We start from the raw sequence: 19,345 nt of genomic DNA on the forward strand, positions 1-19,345 counted from the left end.
ACGTCCGTCGTAACATCGTCTAGTCCTCCCTACATACGCTTTTGCTATTTGATAGCCCCGAGCAGTAGGCCCGACCGCATCATGCGGCTGAGCAGGCCCGCCATGATCATCATGGGGACGATGGCGACGAGCGCCGCCGCCGAGATCGCCCACCATTCGTCGCCGCGCTGGCTGTTCTGTCCCGCCACCAGGATCGGCAGCGTCTGCCATCTGGAATTGGTCAGGAACAGCGCGAACAGAAACTCGTTCCAGACGAAGGCCAGCGTGATCATGAACGTCGCCAGCAGGCCGTTCATCGACATCGGCACCACGATGCCGATGAAGATGCGCCAGCTCGGCACGTTGTCGACCATCGCGGCCTCCTCGACCTCGATCGGGATTGCCTCGAAGAAGTCGCGCATCAGCCAGACCACGATCGGCAGCGAGAACGCGACGTAGCACAGCGTCAAGCCGACGAAGCTGTCGATCAGCTGGAAGCCGAGCCGGCCGATCTCGCTGTAGAGCAGATAGAGCGCGAACGCGGTGACGATCGGCGGAAACATGCGCTGGCTGACGAACCAGAACAGGATGTCCTCATTGCCGAGGATCGGCCCGGGCAGCGGCAGGCGATTGGCGATCACGGCTGCGATCAGCGCGATCGGAAAGGCGAGCAGCAGCGCCTGCGGCCGGGTCAACCCCAACGTCGCGTTGAACAGCAGATAGCCGCCGAGCGCGAGCAGGAAGAACACCAGGCCCGCACCAAGCCGGACCTTGAACTCGAACCGCACCAGTGCATAGGCCGCCATCGCGCCGATCGCGGTGGCGATCGCCGCCGCCGACAGGCCGACAATAGTCGAGTTCAGGAAGGTCCGGAAGAACTCGCCGCGGATCCCCTGGTAGAGATCGATGAAGGGCTGCAAGGTTGGCGTGAAGTCGACGAACGGAATGTAAGTCGGACCGCCGACGACGCCCGGCGGCGTCTTGAACGCGGTCACCACCACCCAATACAGCGGAAACACCGTGATCAGGCACCAGAGGAGAACACCGACTGCGACCAGGCGGCGGCTCCATGGCGACAATCCGGTCAGGCCCTGTCCGCTCATCGGCGCTTCTCCAGATGCGGCCGCAGCAGCGCCAGATAGGTGACGCCGATGATCGTGATCGCGATCAGGAACAGGAAGCTGAGCGCCGACGTGTAGCCGAGATTGAACTTCTTGAAGCCTTCCTGATAGGCGAACAAGGTCAGCGTCTCGGTGTCGACGCCCGGTCCGCCGCCGGTCATCACGAACACCGTGTCCATGATCTTGTAGCTCTCGATCAGGCGGATGAAGACGACCGCGGCCGAGATCGGCAGCATCATCGGAAAGGTGATGCCCCAGAACTGCTGCCAGGCGCTGGCATTCTCGAGCTCGGCGGCCTCATAGACATCTTCGGGAAGGGTTTGCAGGCCGGCCAGCATCATCAGGATGATGAACGGGGTCCACTGCCAGACCTCGACCGCGATGATGCAGGCGAGCGCCCAATGGCCGTTGGTGAGGAACGGCAGATTGGCCAGCCCGAACTTCGACAGGAACTGGTTGAGCGGCCCCATCGTCGGGTTGAAGATCATGCGCGCCACCAGGGCGACCGCGACCGGCGCCAGCAACATCGGCAGCAGCAGGGCGACGCGAAACAGCCGCTCGCCCGGCACCCGCGCGTTCAGCGCCAGCGCGACGCCGAACCCGATCGCGTATTGCAGCCCGACCGCGATGAAGGCGATCAGCGTTGTGGTGAACAGCGCACTCCAGAACCGCGGCTCCTGCAACAGCGTGGCATAATTGCCGAGCCAGACGACGCGCGGCGGGATCGGCGGAATCAGGCGATAGCTGAGGAAGCTCGTGGTCAGCGAATAGATCAGCGGAAAGATCGAGATCGCCAGCACGACGAGCACCGCCGGCCAGATGAAGACATGCTTGATCGGATCGTTCCGCATCATCGCGCGATCATCCCTTCAGCAGCGCGTCGATCTCCGCGCGCTGCGGCATCGCGGGCGCGGTGCCAGGTCGGGTCACCGAGATTCCGGCGGTGGCGGAACCGAACCGCGCCGCCTCCAGCGGATCGGCGCCGGCTGCAAGCGCTGCGGCAAAGCCGCCGACGAATGCATCGCCCGCGCCGGCGGTCTCCACCACCTTGCCGGCCGCGAACGGCGGCACGTGCAGCGAGCGATCCCGCGCATGAAACAACGCGCCGCGCTCGCCGAGCGTGATCAAAGCGGTGCCGGCGCCTTTCGCCAGCAACGCATCGCCGGCGCGGCGGGCGCCGGCGAGATCGCCGACCGCGATGCCGGTCAACCCTTCGGCTTCGGTCTCGTTGGGAACGACATAATCGCAGAGCGCGAACAGGCCATCGTCGTCGAACGTGATCGCCGGCGCGGGGTTGAACACCGTGATGCTGCCGGCGGCGCGCGCGATCTCGAGCCCGCGCCGCGCCGCATCGACCGGCTGCTCGAGCTGGGTCACGAACACGCGGGAGTCGCGGATGGCGTCCGCCACCGCGTCGACATCGGCCGGGCTGATCCCGCCCGCCGCACCCGGCACCACGATGATCGCGTTATCGCCGCGGGTCTCGTGGACGTAGATGAAGGCCGCGCCGGTCGGCGCTTCGGCGCTCCTGGCGACGCGCGGACGAATTCCCTCGGTCTCCCAGGTCTTCAGCGCGAGTTCGCCGAAGGCGTCGCTGCCGATCCGCGAGATGAAACTCACGCTGGCGCCGGCGCGCGCGGCCGCGACGGCCTGGTTGGAGCCCTTGCCGCCGGGCCCCATCGCGAATCCAGATCCGGCGATGGTCTCGCCGATCGCCGGCATGTTGCCGGCGCGGAACGCCAGATCGACGACGAACACGCCGAGGACGGCGACGCCATTCCTGCTCATGTCGTCACTCCCCGTCCGGCGCGATGACGCCCTTGCTGAACAGGAAGCAGCCGTAGAAGCGCCGCTCGCCGGTCGCGATCACGCAATAGGCCGTCTTGGCCTTCTCGTAGAACGCATGGCGCTCGACCCCGACCAGCGGCCAGGACTGTCCCTCGGCGCGATCGATCGCGGCCTGCACCTCGTGCTGCACGGGCGGCACTTCCTGCGGCTGGCCGACGATCTCCATGCGGATCGCGGCATCGTCGACGAAGGTGTCGAGCGGCATCACCGAGAGCACGGCCTCGACCGCCTTGGCGGCGCTCACATTGTCGATGCGCAGCAGCTCGCCGAACACGGTCTGCCGAGCAATCGAGTCGGCCGGAAAATTCGTGTCGCACACCACCAGGCGATCGCCGTGCCCCATCGCCCGCAGGGCATAGAGCACGTCGGCATTGAGCAGCGGATTGATGCCCTTGAGCATGTTGCGTCCTCCCTCGTCTTCAAAAATCACCGGACTCTGCCGGTTCGGATCTCTACCGGTATCACCGCAAGGTGACTTTTTTAGTCGCCGTACGGAATCCAGATGTTCTTCACCTGCACCGCATGGCGGAGCAGGATCGGGCCCTCGCTCGCTGCCTTGTCGTACCAGTCGAGCGCGAGACCATGGTCGACCAGCGTGCGCTTGAGATTGCCGATCGACAGCCGCTCCGCTGCCGTCGAAGCCTCCTGCGATCCGAACGCCCAGAGCGCGTCGACATCGTCATGCTCGGCAAGCACCTCGACCAGTTCGTTGCGGTCACCCGTGACGATGTTGACCACGCCACCCGGCACATCAGATGTCTCGAGCACCTGATAGAAGTCGGTCGCGGCGAGCGGGTGCCGCTCGCTCGGCACCGCGACGACGCGGTTGCCCATCGCAATCAATGGCGCGACGAGGCTGACGAAGGCGAGCAGCGGTGCCTCGTCGGGACAGGCGACGCCGACCACCCCGATCGGCTCGTGCATTGCGAGCGCCAAGCCGCGCAGCGGCGGCGCGTGGATGGATCCCTCGAATTTATCGGCCCAGGCGCCATAACTGAACAGCCGCTCGATGCTGGCATCGACTTCCGTACGCGCCTTTGCGCCCGACACACCGGTCATGTCGGCGATGCGCCGGGCGAACTCGTCGCCGCGCGCGGAGAGATTTTCGGCAAGATAATAGAGGATCTGGGCGCGATTATGCGCCGTCGCCCGCGCCCACGACTCGGCGGAACGGGCGGCGGCCACCGCGTTGCGGATGTCCTTGCGATTGCCCTCGCCCGCCTCGCCGAGCCGCCGGCCCTTCGGCGAGAGCACCGCGCGCGAATAATTGCCGTCCGGACGCACCTGCTTGCCGCCGACAAATAGCTTTGCGGTTCGATCGATCGGCGGCACATCGAAGCCGCTGCGGACACCTTCCGCCGCAGGCAGAGGCGATGCCTTGGCCCGCGCCTTGCGCCCGCTCCAGGCCTTCGGCTTGAGGTATTCAACCATGCCTTCGCGGCCGCCCTCACGGCCAAAGCCGGACTCGCGATAGCCGCCGAAGCCGACGCTGGCATCGAACAGGTTGGTGGCGTTGACCCAGACCACACCGGCCAGGAGTTTCGGCGCGATGTCGAGCGCAAGCCCGATCGTCTCGCTCCACACGCTGGCAGCAAGGCCGTAGCGCGTGTTGTTGGCAAGCATGACAGCTTCGTCGGGCGTGCGGAACGTCATCGCCACCAGCACGGGGCCGAAAATCTCCTCGGTCGCGACCGTCGAGGATGGATGCACGTTCCAGAGCAAAGTCGGCGGATAGAAGCATCCTTCCGCCGGGATCGCGCCGGGCGCCTGGTATTTCTCCGCACCCTCCTTCACCCCGGTCTCGACCAGCGACGTGATCCGCTCGAGTTGCACCGGCGCGACCACCGCGCCCATGTCGATCGCCTTGTCGAGCGGCATGCCGACGCGCAGCGTCTCCATGCGGCGAATCAGCCGCCGGCGGAAGGTTTCCGCAATGCCTTCCTGCAACAGCAGCCGAGAGCCGGCGCAGCAGACCTGGCCCTGGTTGAACCAGATCGCATCGACCACGCCTTCTACCGCGCCATCGATATCGGCATCATCGAACACGATGAACGGCGATTTGCCGCCGAGCTCCAGCGTCAGCGATTTTCCGGTGCCCGCCGTCGCCTGGCGGATCAGCCGACCGACCTCGGTCGAGCCGGTGAAGGCGATCTTGTCGACACCGGGACTTTCGACCAGCAACGCACCGGTCGCGCCATCGCCGGTCACGACATTCAGCACGCCCGGCGGCAGGCCGGCCTCGGCGGAGAGTTCGGCGAACAGCAGCGCGGTGAGCGAGGTGAACTCGGCCGGCTTCAGCACCACCGTGTTGCCTGCGGCGAGCGCGGGCGCGATCTTCCAGGCCAGCATCAGCAGCGGAAAATTCCACGGGATGATCTGCCCGATCACGCCGATCGGCACCTGATCGGCGAATTCGCGATCCTGCAGCTGCGCCCAGCCGGCGTGATAATAGAAATGGCGCGCGGCGAGCGGCACGTCGAGATCGCGGGTTTCCCGGATCGGCTTGCCGTTGTCGATCGCCTCCAGCACGGCGAACAGCCGGGCGTGACGCTGCAGCATGCGCGCCAGTGCATAGAGATGACGCGCGCGGCCGTGACCGCCAAGCTTGGCCCACGCGGTCTGCGCGGTACGCGCGGCGCTGACCGCGGCCTCGACATCGGCGGCAGCGCCCTGCGCGATGCGCGCCAGCGTCTTGCCGGTGGCGGGCTCGCTCGTCGTGAGGTGCTTGCCGGCATGCGGCGCGACAAACTTGCCGGCGATGAAATGCCCGAACGTGGCGCCGTGCCGCGCCAGCCAGGCGCGTGCCTCGCCGTCCGCCTCGGGCGCGGGGCCATACTCCATGGTCTCGAAATAGTTTGCGACGCTCATCTCATCCCACGGGGTGGCGGTTGAAAGCCGAGTAGTGGCCGGTCACGTGATGCTCGAGCTGCCGCTCGATGTCGGCAAGCAGGCTGGAGGCGCCGATGCGGAACAGGTCCGGCTCGAGCCAGTCGCGTCCCAGCTCCTCCTTCATCAGGAACTGGTAGTTGAGCACGTCCTTTGCCGTCGAAATGCCACCGGCCGGCTTGAAGCCGATCTTGTAGCCGGTGCGCTCCTGATAGACGCGGATCATCCGCAACATCGCCAGCGTCACCGGCAATGTCGCATTGACGCCTTCCTTGCCGGTCGAGGTCTTGATGAAGTCGGCTCCGGCCATCATGCAGACCATCGACGCCTTGGCGACATTGCGCAGCGTCTTGAGATCACCGGTGGCCAGGATCGTCTTGAGATGCGCATTACCGCAGGCGGCGCGGAAATCCCGCACCTCGGCGTAAAGCGCCCGCCAATCGCCGGTCAGCACATGCTCACGCGTGATGACGATGTCGATCTCCTCGGCGCCATCGCGGACCGAGGCCTCGATCTCCTTCAGCTTCAGATCGTGCGGCACGAGACCCGCGGGAAATCCGGTCGAGACCGCAGCGACCGGAATGCCGGACCCATCGAGCGCCTCGACCGCCGTCGCGACGAACCGATGGTAGACGCAGACCGCGCCGGTATGCAGGTCACGGCCGGCAAAGCCGAGCTTCTCGATGACATCGCCGCGCACCGGCGCCTTGGCCTTGGCGCAGAGGCGCTTCACCCGCTCGGTCGTATCGTCGCCATTGAGCGTCGTCAGGTCGATGCAGGTGACCGCCTTGAGCAGCCACGCGGCCTGTGCGTCCTTCTTGACGGTCCGCCGGCCGGGCAGGCTGGCGACGCGCCGCTCGGCGGCCGACAGATTGATCCTGATGTCGTCGACCCAATCCATCTCGAGCGCGCGGCCGCTGTTGCGCGGGATCGGATGCGGATGCTCGCCGCCCGGAGCAGGCGTCTGCACCGCCAATGGGGACGGATTCTGGATGAAGACGCTCTGCGTCATGGGAGGCGCCGTGCGTGCTAGCGAATCGACGAGATCGCCAGATAGACTGAATGTGCAGATCGCAACATGTGATCCTCCCCTCACCTCGTCGCTGGGTTTGCCGACTGCCGAGGAACGGGATCGTTCTGGCATCGGTTCAGCCCATCGAAACTGGATGTTATTTTTGTAACAAACCGACGTTGATAAACTCACAACATTGTAAGATCATTGTCAATCGGATAAGCAAGCTCGGCGATCAAAATGGCTGAAACCACCAACGCACGACCAAGCGAGACCCGCGTCCAGCGCCTGCAGAGGCTGCGCCGCGCCGTTGAATCGAGTGGCGCGCTGCATCTGAAGGACGCCGCCGAGCTCCTCAGGGTTTCCGAAATGACGGTGCGGCGTGACCTTGCCGGTCCGGAGGCCGCGCTCGCCTTGCTCGGCGGCTATGTCGTCAACGCAGCATCGCCGACCGGCATCAAATACGCATTCGAGCAGGAGATCGACCAGCACACCCAGGACAAGCGCCTCGCCTGCCGGGCCGCCGCCGCCTCGATCAGGGAAGGCGATACGATCTTCATCGACTGCGGCACCACGATGCAGTCGCTGGCGGACTGCCTGCCCGAGGACCTGCCACTCTCGGTGATCTGCTATTCGATGAACGTGGCCTCGATCGTCACGCGGCGGCCGGCCACGCAGGTGATGCTGATGGGCGGGCTGTACCATCCATCGTCGCAGTCCTTTGCGTCGGACGACGGGCTGTCCTATCTGCGGCGGCTCGGGATCAACAAGGCCTTCATCTCCGCCGGCGGCGTGCACTGGACCCGCGGCGCGAGCTGCTCGAATTTTCACGAGGTCGCGGTCAAGCAGGCCGTCATCGAGACCGCGATGGAGAGCATCCTGGTGATCGACGCCAGCAAGCTCGGCAGCCTAAAATCGGCATTCTTTTCCGACATCGCCGCGTTCTCGCGGATCATCGTCGGCGGCGCGGCCTCATCCGACATGCGCAAGCATTTCCGCAGCCTTCCGGTCGAATACGTGACCAGCGCAAGCTAGCGTGATTCACTCAGTGTCATTCTGGGGCTCGCGAAGCGAGAACCCGGAATCTCCATTCACGATCTCTGGATTCCCCGATGCGCGATTGCGCATCTGCGGTTCGCGACTTCGTCGCGCCCCGGAATGACAGAATAGGCTGCCAGAGACACAACACCGGAACCTTTTCCTTTCCGATTGAATCGGAACGGTTGTCCGCGCGAAAACGCTCTGACCCGGGCGGGGGCTGGCTCGCCCGGGTCAGCTTCGTCCATGATGCACGCCGTTGCGACACCGCGCATCGCTGGCCAAAGATCAGTTGCAGGCCGGCTTCGCCTTGTTGCAGACATCGGTCAGTTCCGGCGGCGGCTCCTTCTTGAACACCGTCTTGTAGGATTCCAGCACGTTGGACTGCGTCACAGGCAGCGACTGCACGCCGACCCAGGCCGGCGTTTCCTTGCCCAGCAGCGCATTCATCATCGCCATCGCCTCCGCGACCCCCTGATCGTAGGGACGCTGCGAGCCGGTCGCCTTCAGCGGTCCGCCTTTCGCAATCTCGATCGCCGATTGCAGGCCGAGATCGACGGTCGTGACCGGAATATCGATGCCCTGCGCGCGCATCGAGCTCAACGTATCCAGCGCCGGCTGGTCCCAGACCGCGAACACGCCCTTCACGTCGGGATTGCCGGTGAGGAAGTCGCCCGCGATCTGCGACACTTTCGGCGGGTCGGTGAAGTCGACTTGCTTCATCTTGATGTCCGGCCGGTTCTTCTGCATCCACTCGCGAACGCCCTTTGTGCGCTCGTTGGTGCTGAAATAGTCGACGCCGAAATTGACGAGACCGATGGTTGCGCCCTGCGCCATGCAGGACGCCAGGATCTGCGCCGCGATCTGCCCGTTACCCAGATTGTCCGCCGAAATCATCGAGGCATATTCCTCGGGATGCTTGAGGCCGGTCGGAATGCTGTCCATCAGCACCAGCTTGATACCGGCCTTGGCGACCTTCTTGTAGGTCGGCGCGGTCGCGGTGAAATCGACCGGGATCGAGATGATGCCGTCCGGATGCTGCTGGATGGTGTTCTCGATATCGGCGATCTGCTTGTCGACCTGATATTCGGCCGACGCGACACCAGTCACCGTCACGCCGTACTTCTTCAACGTGTCGGTGATGCCCTGGATCTGCAGTTGCGCCCAGTCGAGGTTGACGGTCTGCATCGAGATGCCGACCTTGAAGTTCTTCTCCTTGATCTTGGCGGCTTCGGCATCCGACAGCGCCAGCACTTCGGGCGAAGCGGCCCTCTCGCCGTGCGGCCCCTGGCCGACGATCGACTTTGGTCCAAGCGTCGCAAGATCGACGCCCTTGACGCAGCTTGCCGGCACTTCGGCACGGGCCGAGGGCGCGATCGAAATGGCCATCGCCGCGATCAGCGCGGTCAGCGGCAGCGTTTGTCGCAAGATTGGCTTCATTGTTTTCCTCCCTTTGTGGTCGCCGATTGACCGGAGGCCGGCGACCTTGCCCCTACTGCCGCAACGCAGTGGCCTCGCGACGCAATGCGCTGCATCTCCTCCTGACTACCGCTTCGTGAACGCGACCGCGGCCACGATGATCGCTCCCTTGATGACGAGTTGCAGCGGCGAGCTGACGCCGAGCAGCACGAGCCCGTTGTTGAGCGTGCCGATGATCAGGCTGCCGAACAGCGTCCCCAGGATGTAGCCGCGGCCGCCGAACAGGCTGCAACCGCCGAGGATCACGGCGGCGATGACGTCGAGCTCCATGCCCTGCACGACGTCGGGCCGCGCGGCATGCGAGCGCGCGGACAGCACCAGCGCCGCAAGTCCGGCCAGCGTGCCGGTCAGCACGAAGGCTGCAGTCGTTACCCATTTGGTATTGATGCCGGAATAGAGCGCTGCGGTCGGATTGCCGCCGACCGCATAGATGCGGCGGCCGAACACGTTGTAGTGCAGCAGCAGGATGCCGACGATCATCGCCACCAGTGTCCAGGCGATCGGCACCGGAATGCCGAGAAATGATCCTTCGCCGAAGATCGCAAAGTAGGTCTCGTTGGTGATGATGACGGGCTTGGTGTTGGTCACCATCATCGCCAGCCCGCGCGCCATGCTGAGCGAGCCGAGCGTGACCAGGAAGGACGGGATCGAAAGCTGCGTGGTCAGGATGCCGTTGAGCAGCCCGACCAACGCGCCGGTGCCGAGGCCTGCGACGGCGCCGACGATCCAGCTGTTGTTGATCTGGCTCATCGCCAGCGCGGCAGCCATTCCCGACAGCGCCAATGTCGATGCGACCGAAAGATCGATCTGGCGCGCGATGATCACGAAGGTCATGCCGACCGCGATGATCGACACCAGCGTCGTCTGGCGGCCGATATTCAGGAAATTGTCGACCGACAGGAACCAGGGCGAGGACAGGCTGAACACCACCAAGAGCACCACGAAGGCGATGTACAGCATGTAGGGCCGCTCGCCCCGTAGCAGATTCTGCAGCAGCTTGCGGCGTCGTTCGGATCGGGTCGACGCGGCGACGACGTTGGGTGCGATCAGTTCAGTCATGCGGGCAGCTCTTGCAATACGCCTTGTCCGGAAGCCTGGTACATCTGCAGCAGATGATGCAGCTCTTCGGCATCATCGATCTCGCCGCGCTGAAGCGTGCGCGCGACGCGTCCATCGACGATCACGGAGATGCGGTCGCACAGCTCGATCAGCTCGACGAGATCCGACGAGACTACCAGCACGCCACTGCCGTCGCGCGCGGCATTGCGGATCACGCCATAGATCTCCTCGCGCGCGCCGACGTCGACGCCGACCGTCGGTTCGTCGAGCAACAGCACGCGCGGCCGCGGATCATTCCATTTTCCGAACACGACCTTCTGCTGGTTGCCGCCGGACAAGGTCCTGACCAGGCTGGAGGCGCCCTGCGCCTTCACCGAAAGCCTGGCGACCGCCGTTTCCGCGCGCCTTGTCGCGGCGCGCTGCTGCATGAAGCCCCAGCGCGAGAAGTGGGGAATCCGCGGCAGCGTGATGTTGCGTTCGATCGAATGGTCCAGCACCAGGCCCTGCACGTGCCGATCCTCCGGCACCAGCGCGACGCCGTGATCGATCGCATCGGCGGCTCCCTTCGGCAGCCACGGCCGGCCCTCGATCTCGAGCGTGCCGTGCTCGACCGGCCGGAGTCCGAAGATGGTCTCCAGAATCTCGGTACGTCCGCTGCCGATCAATCCGGCGAGGCCGTGGATCTCACCCTTCATCACGGACATGTCGACGGCCGATAGCCGGTCATTGGAAACGCCCGAGAGCGACAGAACCGGCGACGGATCGAACGCACGTGCGGCAGCGGGCGCGGCGCGCGTCGTGGCCGGCGCCGATCGATCGGTGCCGATGATGGCGTTGACCAGCCGCTTCATGTCGGTCTCGGCGGTGACGAAGGTGCCGGCATTGGCGCCGTCGCGCAGCACCGTGACGCGCTGCGAGATCTCGAACACCTCGTTGAGCCGATGCGTCACATAGATCACGCCGATGCCACGGCGTGTCGCCTTGCCGATCGCGTCGAACAGGATGCGGACTTCATCCGACGTCAGCGAGGATGTCGGCTCGTCGAGGATCAACAGCCGCACCTCGCCCATCAACGCCTTGGCGATCTCGGTCATCTGGCGGTAGGCGAACGGCAGCGAGCCGACCGCAGCTTTGGTGTCGAGGGGAATGCCGAGCTCGCTCAGGAACGCTTCTGCTCTGGCCATCAATTCGCGCTTCCGGACAAAGCCGAACCGCGCGCGCGGCTCGCGGCCGAGCAACAGATTGTCGGCGACGCTGAGCGATTCAACGAGGCTGAGATCCTGATAGACGACGGCGATCCCCGCCTCGCGCGAGCGTGCCGGGCTGTCGAACGCGACCGGCTTGCCGGCGATCTCGATCGTGCCGCTGTCGGCCGCATGAACCCCGCTGAGGATCTTGATCAGCGTGGATTTTCCGGCCCCGTTCTCGCCCAGCAGCGCGTGTACCTCGCCGGGACGGACCTCGAGGTTGACGTCGCGCAATGCGCGCACGCCGCCGAAGCGCTTGTTGATGCCACCGACCAACAGAAGCGCCGTCGACGGCCGAGGCTCTGCGGCGATCGAACCGGACAATTCCAAAATTTCCTCCCGTCACCCGCGCCAGGCGCTGGTACGATGATGACATGTTGTTATTTTTGCAACTTATCGTGTTATAATTCTATCACATCATGCGCCCTGTCAATGGGAGATCGCGGCGACGGGGCTCGAATTGGGGTGGCCGCGGTCCGGTCCTCCACCCCGCCCCCGCCGCCGGCCGCCGGACGATTGTGCTACGCTTCGATCGCTCATCTCATCAAAGCCAATGCCGGTGAACCGCGATGAAACTGAGTGCTGCTATTGCCGTCGCCCTGATTGGGTCTTGCCTGCCTGCAACAGCCCAGCAGGGCGGAGCCGCCCTCTACGCGCAGCGCTGTGCGCAGTGTCACGACGGCGGCAATGCAAATATTCGCGCGCCGAGCCGTGCCGCCCTGCAATCAAGATCCTTCGACGAGATTCTCGGTGCGATCACCACCGGCCCGATGGCGTCTTTCGCGCAAGGGTTGAGCAATGACGAGCGGGCAGCGATCGCCTCGCTCGTCACCGGAAAAGCGGCGTCGCAAGCGGCAAGCGAAAATGCGGGCCAATGCGCACAAAGCGAGACCGGCTTTCCGCAAGCAATCGATGGCCCGCGATGGAATGGCTGGGGCGTGGATCTCAACAACAGCCGGTTTCAGCCGGCGGCCATGGCCGGCCTCGCACAGGACCAGGTCTCACGACTGCGTCTGAAATGGGCCTTCGGATTCCCGAATACATCCGTCGCCTTTGCTCAGCCGACGGTCATCGGCGGGTTGCTGTTCGTCGGCGGCGGCGACCGCAAGGTCCACGCCCTCGACGCCAGGACCGGATGCACCCGCTGGCTGTTTCCGACCGATGCGCCGGTGCGGGCGGCGATCAGTTTCGCGACGCTGGATGGCGGCCAGCCTGTGATCTTCTTTGGCGATGTGCTCGCCAACGTCTACGCCGTGAATGCGACCACCGGCGCGCTGATCTGGAAGAGCCGGGTCGACGATCATATGGCCGCCCGGATTACCGGCGCACCGGTGTTCCATTCCGGCGCGGTCTATGTCGGCGTGTCATCGATCGAGGAGGCCACGGGATCGCGGCCCACCTACCAATGCTGCACGTTTCGCGGCAGCGTCGTTGCGCTGAAGGCCGACAGCGGCGCGCAGATCTGGAAGACCTATACGATCGCCGAGGCGCCGCATCCGACGCGGACGAACGCCATCGGGACCCAGCTGTTCGGGCCGGCCGGCGCCTCGGTCTGGTCCGCACCGACGATCGACGTTGCGCGCCAGGCGCTCTATGTCGCGACCTCGAACAGCTATGCCGATCCGGCAACCGACACCAGCGACGCCATCCTCGCGCTCGATCTCGCGACCGGGCGCATGCTGTGGCATCAGCAGGCGACGCCGAAGGACAGCTTCGTGGTGGCGTGCTTCGGCACCGACCAGAGCAACTGTCCGCAAGACCGCGGCCCGGATCATGACTTCGGACAATCGCCGATCCTGGTGAGCTTGCGCAGCGGACAACGCGTGCTGGTGATCGGGCAGAAATCCGGCGTGGTCCATGCGCTGGATCCCGACCATGAGGGCAAGATCCTGTGGCAGACACGGATCGGCCAGGGTGGCCCATTGGGCGGGACCGAGTGGGGCTCCGCCGCCGACCAGGATCGCATCTACGTCGCCAATTCCGACGTCCGGTTCCTGAGGGACGGCTCGCGGCGTCTCAATTCGAGCGAAGGCGGCGGCCTGTTCGGCCTCGATCTCGCGACTGGGAAAATCGCAATGCAGGTGCCGCCGGTTGCCTGCGGCGATCGCCCGCAGTGCAGTCCGGCGCTGTCCGCAGCGGTCACCTTGATTCCCGGTGTCGTGTTCTCGGGCGGCGTCAGCGGCTTCCTGCGCGCCTATGCGACCGATGACGCAAGGCTGCTCTGGGAGATCGACACGGCGCGCGACTACACCACGGTGAATGGCGTCGCCGCCCGCGGCGGTGCGATGGACGGCCCCGGCCCGGTCGTCGTCGATGGCATGCTGTACGTCAATTCCGGCTACGCGCAATGGAGCGGCCTGCCCGGCAACGTCCTGCTGGCCTTCGAAGTCGGCACCCCCTGACAAACGCGTGTCGGGATTGGCGATGGCACGTTGAGCACTACTCGCCGCGGGCTATTCGTGCTTTGATGTCGCCAAGATCGGCCAACGGGTCCGAAGGGAGGTCATCCCGGTTCCGGGCGGCGCACGACCGCGGCGACTCATCCTTGTGACTTGCCGATATCAGAGACATACGTCGCGCAATCGACGGACATGGCAGCCGCGCCACAAATCGATGCGCATCTCGTTGCGCACAAAAAACACAGAAACTATAAGTGTTTGAATGAATGGTCGGAGTGGCAGGATTCGAACCTGCGACCCCTGCGTCCCGAACGCAGTGCTCTACCGGGCTGAGCCACACTCCGACTAAGAGCCGGGCTTATAGCGTCGGGTTTCAGGGACTGCAAGGGACCACAAGGCGCCCAATTGAGGAATCTAGTCACAGTGGATACAGGCCTGAAAACGCACGTTCTGCCCGCCGGCGCCGCCGCCACGGCGACCGCCGCCGGGGTGTTGGCCGAAGGCGGCCTGGTGGCGTTTCCGACCGAGACGGTTTATGGCCTCGGTGCCGATGCCGGCAACGCCGCCGCGATCGCCCGGCTCTACCAGGCCAAGGGCCGGCCGGCCTTCAATCCGCTGATTGCCCATGTCGCCGATCTCGGCGCCGCGCGCCGGATCGCCCTGTTCGACGGCCAGGCGCTGCGGCTGGCGGACGCGTTCTGGCCGGGCCCGCTGACCCTGGTGCTGCCGAAGGCGCTGTCCTGCCCGGTCGCGGAACTCGCGACCGCCGGGCTCGATACGGTCGCGATCCGCATTCCGGCCCACAAAGTGGCGCGCGACATCATCAAGGCCTTCGGCGGTGCCGTGGTAGCGCCGTCGGCCAATCTGTCCGGCCATGTCTCGCCGACCACCGCCGAGCATGTGAACGGCGATCTCGACGGCCGGATCGATTTGATCGTCGACGGGGGCCCGGTCGAGGTCGGCGTCGAATCCACCATCATCGGCTGCTTCTCCGATCCGGTGCTGCTGCGGCCGGGCGGGCTGACGCGCGCCGAGATCGAGCGCGTGCTCGGCCATCCCTTGCAGTCGCCGCCGCAGGACGCCGAGAGCGACGCCCAGCCGGTCGCCCCCGGCATGCTCGCCTCGCATTATGCGCCGCGCACCCCGGTGCGGCTCAATGCCAGCGACGTCCATGTCGGCGAAGCCTTGCTGACGTTCGGGCCGACCAAGGTGGCGCGGCGCGAATGCGCCCTAGTGGAGGTGAACCTGTCCGAGCGCGGCGATCTCGCCGAGGCCGCCGCAAATCTGTTCGGCTACCTTCGCACGCTCGACAAGAGAAACGCGGATGCTATTGCAGTGACGCCCATTCCCGAGGACGGGCTGGGCGAAGCCATCAATGACCGGCTGCGCCGCGCAGCGGTTGGGCGGTAAATCGCGACCCACGTGAAAGACCAAGAAAAAATGAACATCGTCCAGTCCGCGGTGCCGCCGCTTCCGCCCGAATTGCTTGAGAAATTCCGCGCCATCGTCGGGGCGAAATATGCAGTGACCGACGCCGCCGACATCGAGCCGTACGTCACCGAGGAGCGCGACCTGTTCCACGGCCGCTCACAGCTGGTGCTGCGCCCGGGCTCGACCGCCGAAGTCGCCGCGATCTGCAAGCTCGCGAGCGAGCACAGGATCGCGCTGGTGCCGCAGGGCGGCAACACCGGCCTGGTCGGCGGCCAGACGCCGCACAATGGCGAGGTCGTGGTGTCGCTGCGGCGCCTCGACAAGATCCGCGACATCGACGTCGAATCCAACACCATGACCTGCGAGGCCGGCGTTGTGCTGCAGATCGCGCAGCAGAAGGCCGCCGAGGTCGATCGGCTGTTTCCGCTGTCGCTCGGCGCCGAAGGCAGCTGCACCATCGGCGGCAACCTCTCGACCAATGCCGGCGGCACCGGCGCGCTCGCCTATGGCGTGGCGCGCGAAATGGCGCTCGGCCTCGAAGTCGTGCTGGCCGACGGCCGCGTGCTGAACGCGCTGTCCAAGCTGAAGAAGGACAACACCGGCTACGATCTGCGCAACCTGTTCATCGGCGCCGAGGGCACGCTCGGCATCATCACCGCGGCGACCTTGAAGCTGTTTCCGCGGCCGCGCGCGGTCGAGACCGCCTATGTCGGCCTGACCTCGCCGGCGGCCGCCCTCAAACTGCTGTCGATCTCGCGCAATCAGGCGGCAGGTGCGCTGACGAGCTTCGAGCTGCTCGCCGACATCGCGGTCGACTTCTCGATCCGCCATGGCATCGATATCCGCGATCCCTTGACCAGCAAGCACCCCTGGTACGTGCTGATGGAATTGTCGTCGTCGCGCGACGACGCGCGCGACACGCTGGAGGCGATCCTCGCCCAGGGCATGGAGGACGGCATCGTCGATGACGCCGTGATCGCGGCCAATCTGAGCCAGCGCCAGGCGTTCTGGAAGCTGCGCGACGAGATGTCGGCGGCGCAGAAGCCGGAGGGCGGCTCGATCAAGCACGACATCTCGGTGCCGGTCGCGGCCGTGCCCGCCTTCATCGAGGAAGCCAATGCGGCGGTGGTGAAGCTGATCCCCGGCGCGCGGCCGGTGCCGTTCGGCCATCTCGGCGACGGCAACATCCACTACAATGTCAGCCAGCCGGTCGGCGCCAACGCGGCCGACTTCCTGGCGCGCTGGCACGACGTCAATGCCGTCGTGTTCGAGATCGTGCTGCGGATGGGCGGCTCGATCTCGGCCGAGCACGGCATCGGCGTGCTCAAGCGCGACGAACTGCCCGACGTCAAGGACAACGTCGCGATCGAGCTGATGCGCTCCATCAAGGCGATGCTCGATCCGCTCGGTATCATGAATCCGGGCAAGGTGCTGTGAGCGTGCAGACGACGATGCCCTCCCCCTCCCTTGCGATTACACCAATCACCGACGCGGACATCTCCGACGTGGTCGCGCTGTGGCAGGCTTGCGGCCTGACGCGGCCGTGGAACGATCCCACAGCCGACATCGCGCTGGCGCGGCGCGGACCGAATTCCGCCGTGCTGGTCGGCCGCGACGCCGGCGCGATCGTGGCGACCGCGATGGTCGGTCATGACGGCCACCGCGGCTGGGTCTATTACGTCGCGGTCGCCCCCGGCCGCCAGGGCAAGGGCCTGGGCCGCACCATGATGGAAGCGGTCGAGAATTGGCTGCGCGCAGCCGGCGTGCCGAAGCTGCAACTGCTGGTGCGGCGGGAGAACGCCAAGGCGAGCGCATTCTATCAAACGCTCGGCTATGAGGAATCGACCTCGGTGATGCTGGCCAAATGGCTCGACGGCCGCGAAGCCACGCCGTGACAGGGTTGAGGATTTCCGCATGAGCATCGCCGACCGCGTCCGCATCAAGGACGTCGAGCTGCTGTCGAAGCGCCGCTACGAGCTGAAGAGCGCGACATTCGACTACCGCCGCAGCAATGGCGAATGGCAGACCCAGGTGCGCGAGGTCTATGACCGCGGCAACGGCGCGACGCTGTTGCCGTATAATCTAAAGACCCGCAGCGTCGTGCTGGTGCGCCAATTCCGCTACCCGGCGTTCGCCAACGGCTATGATGATCTCCTGATCGAGGCCGCGGCCGGCATGCTCGACGACGCCGCGCCGGAGGCGCGCATCCGCGCCGAGGCGGAGGAAGAGATCGGCTACCGGCTCGCCCACGTACGCAAGGTATTCGAAGCCTTCATGACGCCGGGCGCGGTGACCGAGAAGCTGCATTTCTTCGTCGCCGAATACGATGCCGCGATGCGCGTCGGCGATGGCGGAGGGCTCGCCGACGAGGGCGAGGACATCGAGGTGCTGGAGCTTTCGATCGACGACGCGCTCGCCATGATCAGCGACGGCCGCATCGTCGACGCCAAGACCATCATGCTGCTGCAATACGCCGCGCTGCATCTGTTCAGGTAGGTGCTGCCGCAGTCAGTCGCAGGGGGCGCCGCCAAAATATCGAGGAACAACCCCATGCAAATGAGCCGGCGGCGGCCGGCGCTCGACTTGACACGTCGAGCAACTCACGGATACATTTCCAATATCCAGAAATCATGCAGCTGCGCGCCGGCCCCTGGGGGCACGTGGCATTGCGACGGGCGCGCCAACGTTCACAGCACTGCGCGCAGCCCCGGAATGCGCCGAGCCAGCAATCCGACCACCAGAAAGCTGGCGACCACGCCGACGAGGCTTGCCAACAGGAATTTCCATTGCGGGGCAACGGTCCAATCGTGCATCGCGCGGGTCACCGCGATGAGCACAGGGGCGTGCAGAACGTAAACGCCGAAGGCATTCCGGCTGAGGAATTTCGTCACCGGACCCTGCCAGTCGAACAGGTCACGATACAGCACCACCAACCCCAGGCTGAGCGAGACGCACGTTGCCGAGCGCCAAAAGTCCATACCCGCCGCCTGCCAATGCCAACCGCCGCCGTAGTCGGCCAGCCGACCCTCGAGGGCTCCCCCGAAGACGACGATGGCTGCCCACAGCGCGATGCTCCCCAGCAGCCCGCCGACCAGCCAGCGCCGTCCCGCGCCGCTCGACATCCGTCGCAGCCAATCGCCTCGCCACGCCGCGACCCCGGCGACGAACATGAAGGGGTACTGCGGCGCGTCGTGAATGGCGATGTTGAGGATGCTGCGGCCTTCCGGCGCCAGCAGCCCCACTGCGAACGTCACGGCGCTCATCGCCAGGACAAAACCAAGCACCGAGGCCAGGCTCGGTAGCGAACGGGCGGCGGGTTGGCCGATCGGCCGGAAGCTGCACAGCAGGGCAAAGCAGCCGGAAAACAGCAGCAGCACCAGGCAGAACCAGAGCGGGCCGGAGCCGTCGAGAAGTTCTCCGTTGGAGAGGTGGTGCAGCCAGTCCTCCGTGAAACTCCGGCGCGGCTGCGACCACCATGATCCCGCGACGTAATACTCTGTCAGCGGTCCGATCAGCCCGATGTACAGGAGAAGGGGGATGCCGAGACGATACAGCCGTTCCTGCATGAAGCCGCCGACGCCGCGGCGGGCAACCATACCGGCGGCAAAGTATCCAGCGATGCCGAACAGCAGCCCCATGGAGACTGCGTGCTGGAACGTCTGGTAGGCCGCAAACGCCACCTCGGTGACCAGGCCCAGCGGCGGATGCTCGCGGTAGTACCAGCTCCCAAACGGCGAGTAGGTGACGGCGGCGTGCATGACCACAACCATGCTGATCGCCGACCAACGCAGATTGTCGATATAAAGGAGCCGGTGGGTCGTCGGCGAAGCGGGTTGCATCATGGGC

The 19,345-nt window shown here is 65.5% G+C and carries 16 protein-coding genes and 1 tRNA gene; 6 read left to right on the plus strand and 11 right to left on the minus strand.

Annotated elements, in window-relative coordinates; translation table 11 throughout:
- Positions 1-44: 44 nt before the first annotated feature.
- From ACVW17_RS36190 to deoC, 6 genes are all read right to left on the minus strand, one after another.
- The gene (locus tag ACVW17_RS36190) at positions 45-1,082 is read right to left on the minus strand and encodes a carbohydrate ABC transporter permease (protein WP_456749472.1); all 1,038 of its coding nucleotides are present in this window, start codon (positions 1,080-1,082) and stop codon (positions 45-47) included.
- The gene (locus ACVW17_RS36195; protein ID WP_456749473.1) at positions 1,079-1,954 is read right to left on the minus strand and encodes a carbohydrate ABC transporter permease; all 876 of its coding nucleotides are present in this window, start codon (positions 1,952-1,954) and stop codon (positions 1,079-1,081) included. The genes ACVW17_RS36190 and ACVW17_RS36195 overlap by 4 nt, the downstream gene beginning before the upstream one ends.
- A gap of 7 nt (positions 1,955-1,961) precedes the next feature.
- Positions 1,962-2,888, minus strand: a complete 927-nt coding sequence (locus tag ACVW17_RS36200; protein ID WP_456798717.1) for a ribokinase — start codon at positions 2,886-2,888, stop codon at positions 1,962-1,964.
- Positions 2,889-2,892: 4 nt separating this feature from the next.
- Positions 2,893-3,348: an RbsD/FucU family protein gene (locus ACVW17_RS36205; RefSeq protein WP_456798718.1), complete on the minus strand. Its 456-nt coding sequence runs from the start codon at positions 3,346-3,348 to the stop codon at positions 2,893-2,895.
- Between the two features lie 80 nt (positions 3,349-3,428).
- Positions 3,429-5,816, minus strand: a complete 2,388-nt coding sequence (locus ACVW17_RS36210) for an aldehyde dehydrogenase family protein (protein WP_456798719.1) — start codon at positions 5,814-5,816, stop codon at positions 3,429-3,431.
- 1 nt (position 5,817) lies between these two features.
- The gene (gene deoC / locus ACVW17_RS36215; RefSeq protein WP_456799017.1) at positions 5,818-6,735 is read right to left on the minus strand and encodes a deoxyribose-phosphate aldolase; all 918 of its coding nucleotides are present in this window, start codon (positions 6,733-6,735) and stop codon (positions 5,818-5,820) included.
- A 351-nt stretch (positions 6,736-7,086) separates the two neighbouring features.
- Between deoC and ACVW17_RS36220 the strand changes: the two genes are divergently transcribed.
- On the plus strand, positions 7,087-7,881 hold the full coding sequence (locus tag ACVW17_RS36220; protein WP_456798720.1) for a DeoR/GlpR family DNA-binding transcription regulator: 795 nt from the start codon (positions 7,087-7,089) through the stop codon (positions 7,879-7,881).
- 291 nt (positions 7,882-8,172) lie between these two features.
- On the opposite strand, the gene ACVW17_RS36225 is transcribed toward ACVW17_RS36220, so the two are convergent.
- From ACVW17_RS36225 to ACVW17_RS36235, 3 genes are all read right to left on the minus strand, one after another.
- A complete protein-coding gene (locus ACVW17_RS36225) occupies positions 8,173-9,324 on the minus strand; it encodes a substrate-binding domain-containing protein (protein WP_456798721.1) in 1,152 nt (383 codons plus the stop codon).
- Positions 9,325-9,429: 105 nt separating this feature from the next.
- A complete protein-coding gene (locus tag ACVW17_RS36230) occupies positions 9,430-10,422 on the minus strand; it encodes an ABC transporter permease (protein ID WP_456798722.1) in 993 nt (330 codons plus the stop codon).
- Positions 10,419-11,993: a sugar ABC transporter ATP-binding protein gene (locus ACVW17_RS36235; RefSeq protein ID WP_456798723.1), complete on the minus strand. Its 1,575-nt coding sequence runs from the start codon at positions 11,991-11,993 to the stop codon at positions 10,419-10,421. The genes ACVW17_RS36230 and ACVW17_RS36235 overlap by 4 nt, the downstream gene beginning before the upstream one ends.
- Before the next feature lie 245 nt (positions 11,994-12,238).
- Here ACVW17_RS36235 and ACVW17_RS36240 point away from each other — a divergent pair, with 245 nt between their 5' ends.
- The gene (locus ACVW17_RS36240; protein ID WP_456798724.1) at positions 12,239-14,071 is read left to right on the plus strand and encodes an outer membrane protein assembly factor BamB family protein; all 1,833 of its coding nucleotides are present in this window, start codon (positions 12,239-12,241) and stop codon (positions 14,069-14,071) included.
- 264 nt (positions 14,072-14,335) lie between these two features.
- On the opposite strand, the gene ACVW17_RS36245 is transcribed toward ACVW17_RS36240, so the two are convergent.
- Positions 14,336-14,412: transfer RNA gene (locus ACVW17_RS36245), tRNA-Pro, on the minus strand.
- A gap of 79 nt (positions 14,413-14,491) precedes the next feature.
- On the opposite strand from ACVW17_RS36245, the gene ACVW17_RS36250 reads away from it, so the two are divergent.
- From ACVW17_RS36250 to ACVW17_RS36265, 4 genes are read left to right on the plus strand one after another with little or no spacing between them, the layout of a single operon-like run.
- Complete coding sequence (locus ACVW17_RS36250) at positions 14,492-15,478, plus strand: L-threonylcarbamoyladenylate synthase (protein ID WP_456749582.1); 987 nt, start codon at positions 14,492-14,494, stop codon at positions 15,476-15,478.
- A gap of 30 nt (positions 15,479-15,508) precedes the next feature.
- Positions 15,509-16,936 carry an FAD-binding oxidoreductase gene (locus tag ACVW17_RS36255; RefSeq protein WP_456798725.1) on the plus strand — a complete coding sequence of 476 codons (1,428 nt, stop codon included), beginning with the start codon at positions 15,509-15,511 and terminating at the stop codon, positions 16,934-16,936.
- Positions 16,937-16,950: 14 nt separating this feature from the next.
- Positions 16,951-17,394 (plus strand): GNAT family acetyltransferase, encoded by a 444-nt coding sequence (locus tag ACVW17_RS36260; RefSeq protein ID WP_456798726.1) that lies wholly within the window; start codon positions 16,951-16,953, stop codon positions 17,392-17,394.
- A 19-nt stretch (positions 17,395-17,413) separates the two neighbouring features.
- On the plus strand, positions 17,414-17,995 hold the full coding sequence (locus ACVW17_RS36265) for a GDP-mannose pyrophosphatase (RefSeq protein ID WP_456749585.1): 582 nt from the start codon (positions 17,414-17,416) through the stop codon (positions 17,993-17,995).
- 191 nt (positions 17,996-18,186) lie between these two features.
- Here the strand turns inward: ACVW17_RS36265 and ACVW17_RS36270 are convergent, their stop codons facing one another.
- On the minus strand, positions 18,187-19,341 hold the full coding sequence (locus tag ACVW17_RS36270; RefSeq protein ID WP_456798727.1) for an acyltransferase family protein: 1,155 nt from the start codon (positions 19,339-19,341) through the stop codon (positions 18,187-18,189).
- Positions 19,342-19,345: the final 4 nt, after the last annotated feature.

The sequence above is a fragment of the Bradyrhizobium sp. USDA 4473 genome (genome assembly GCF_054063335.1).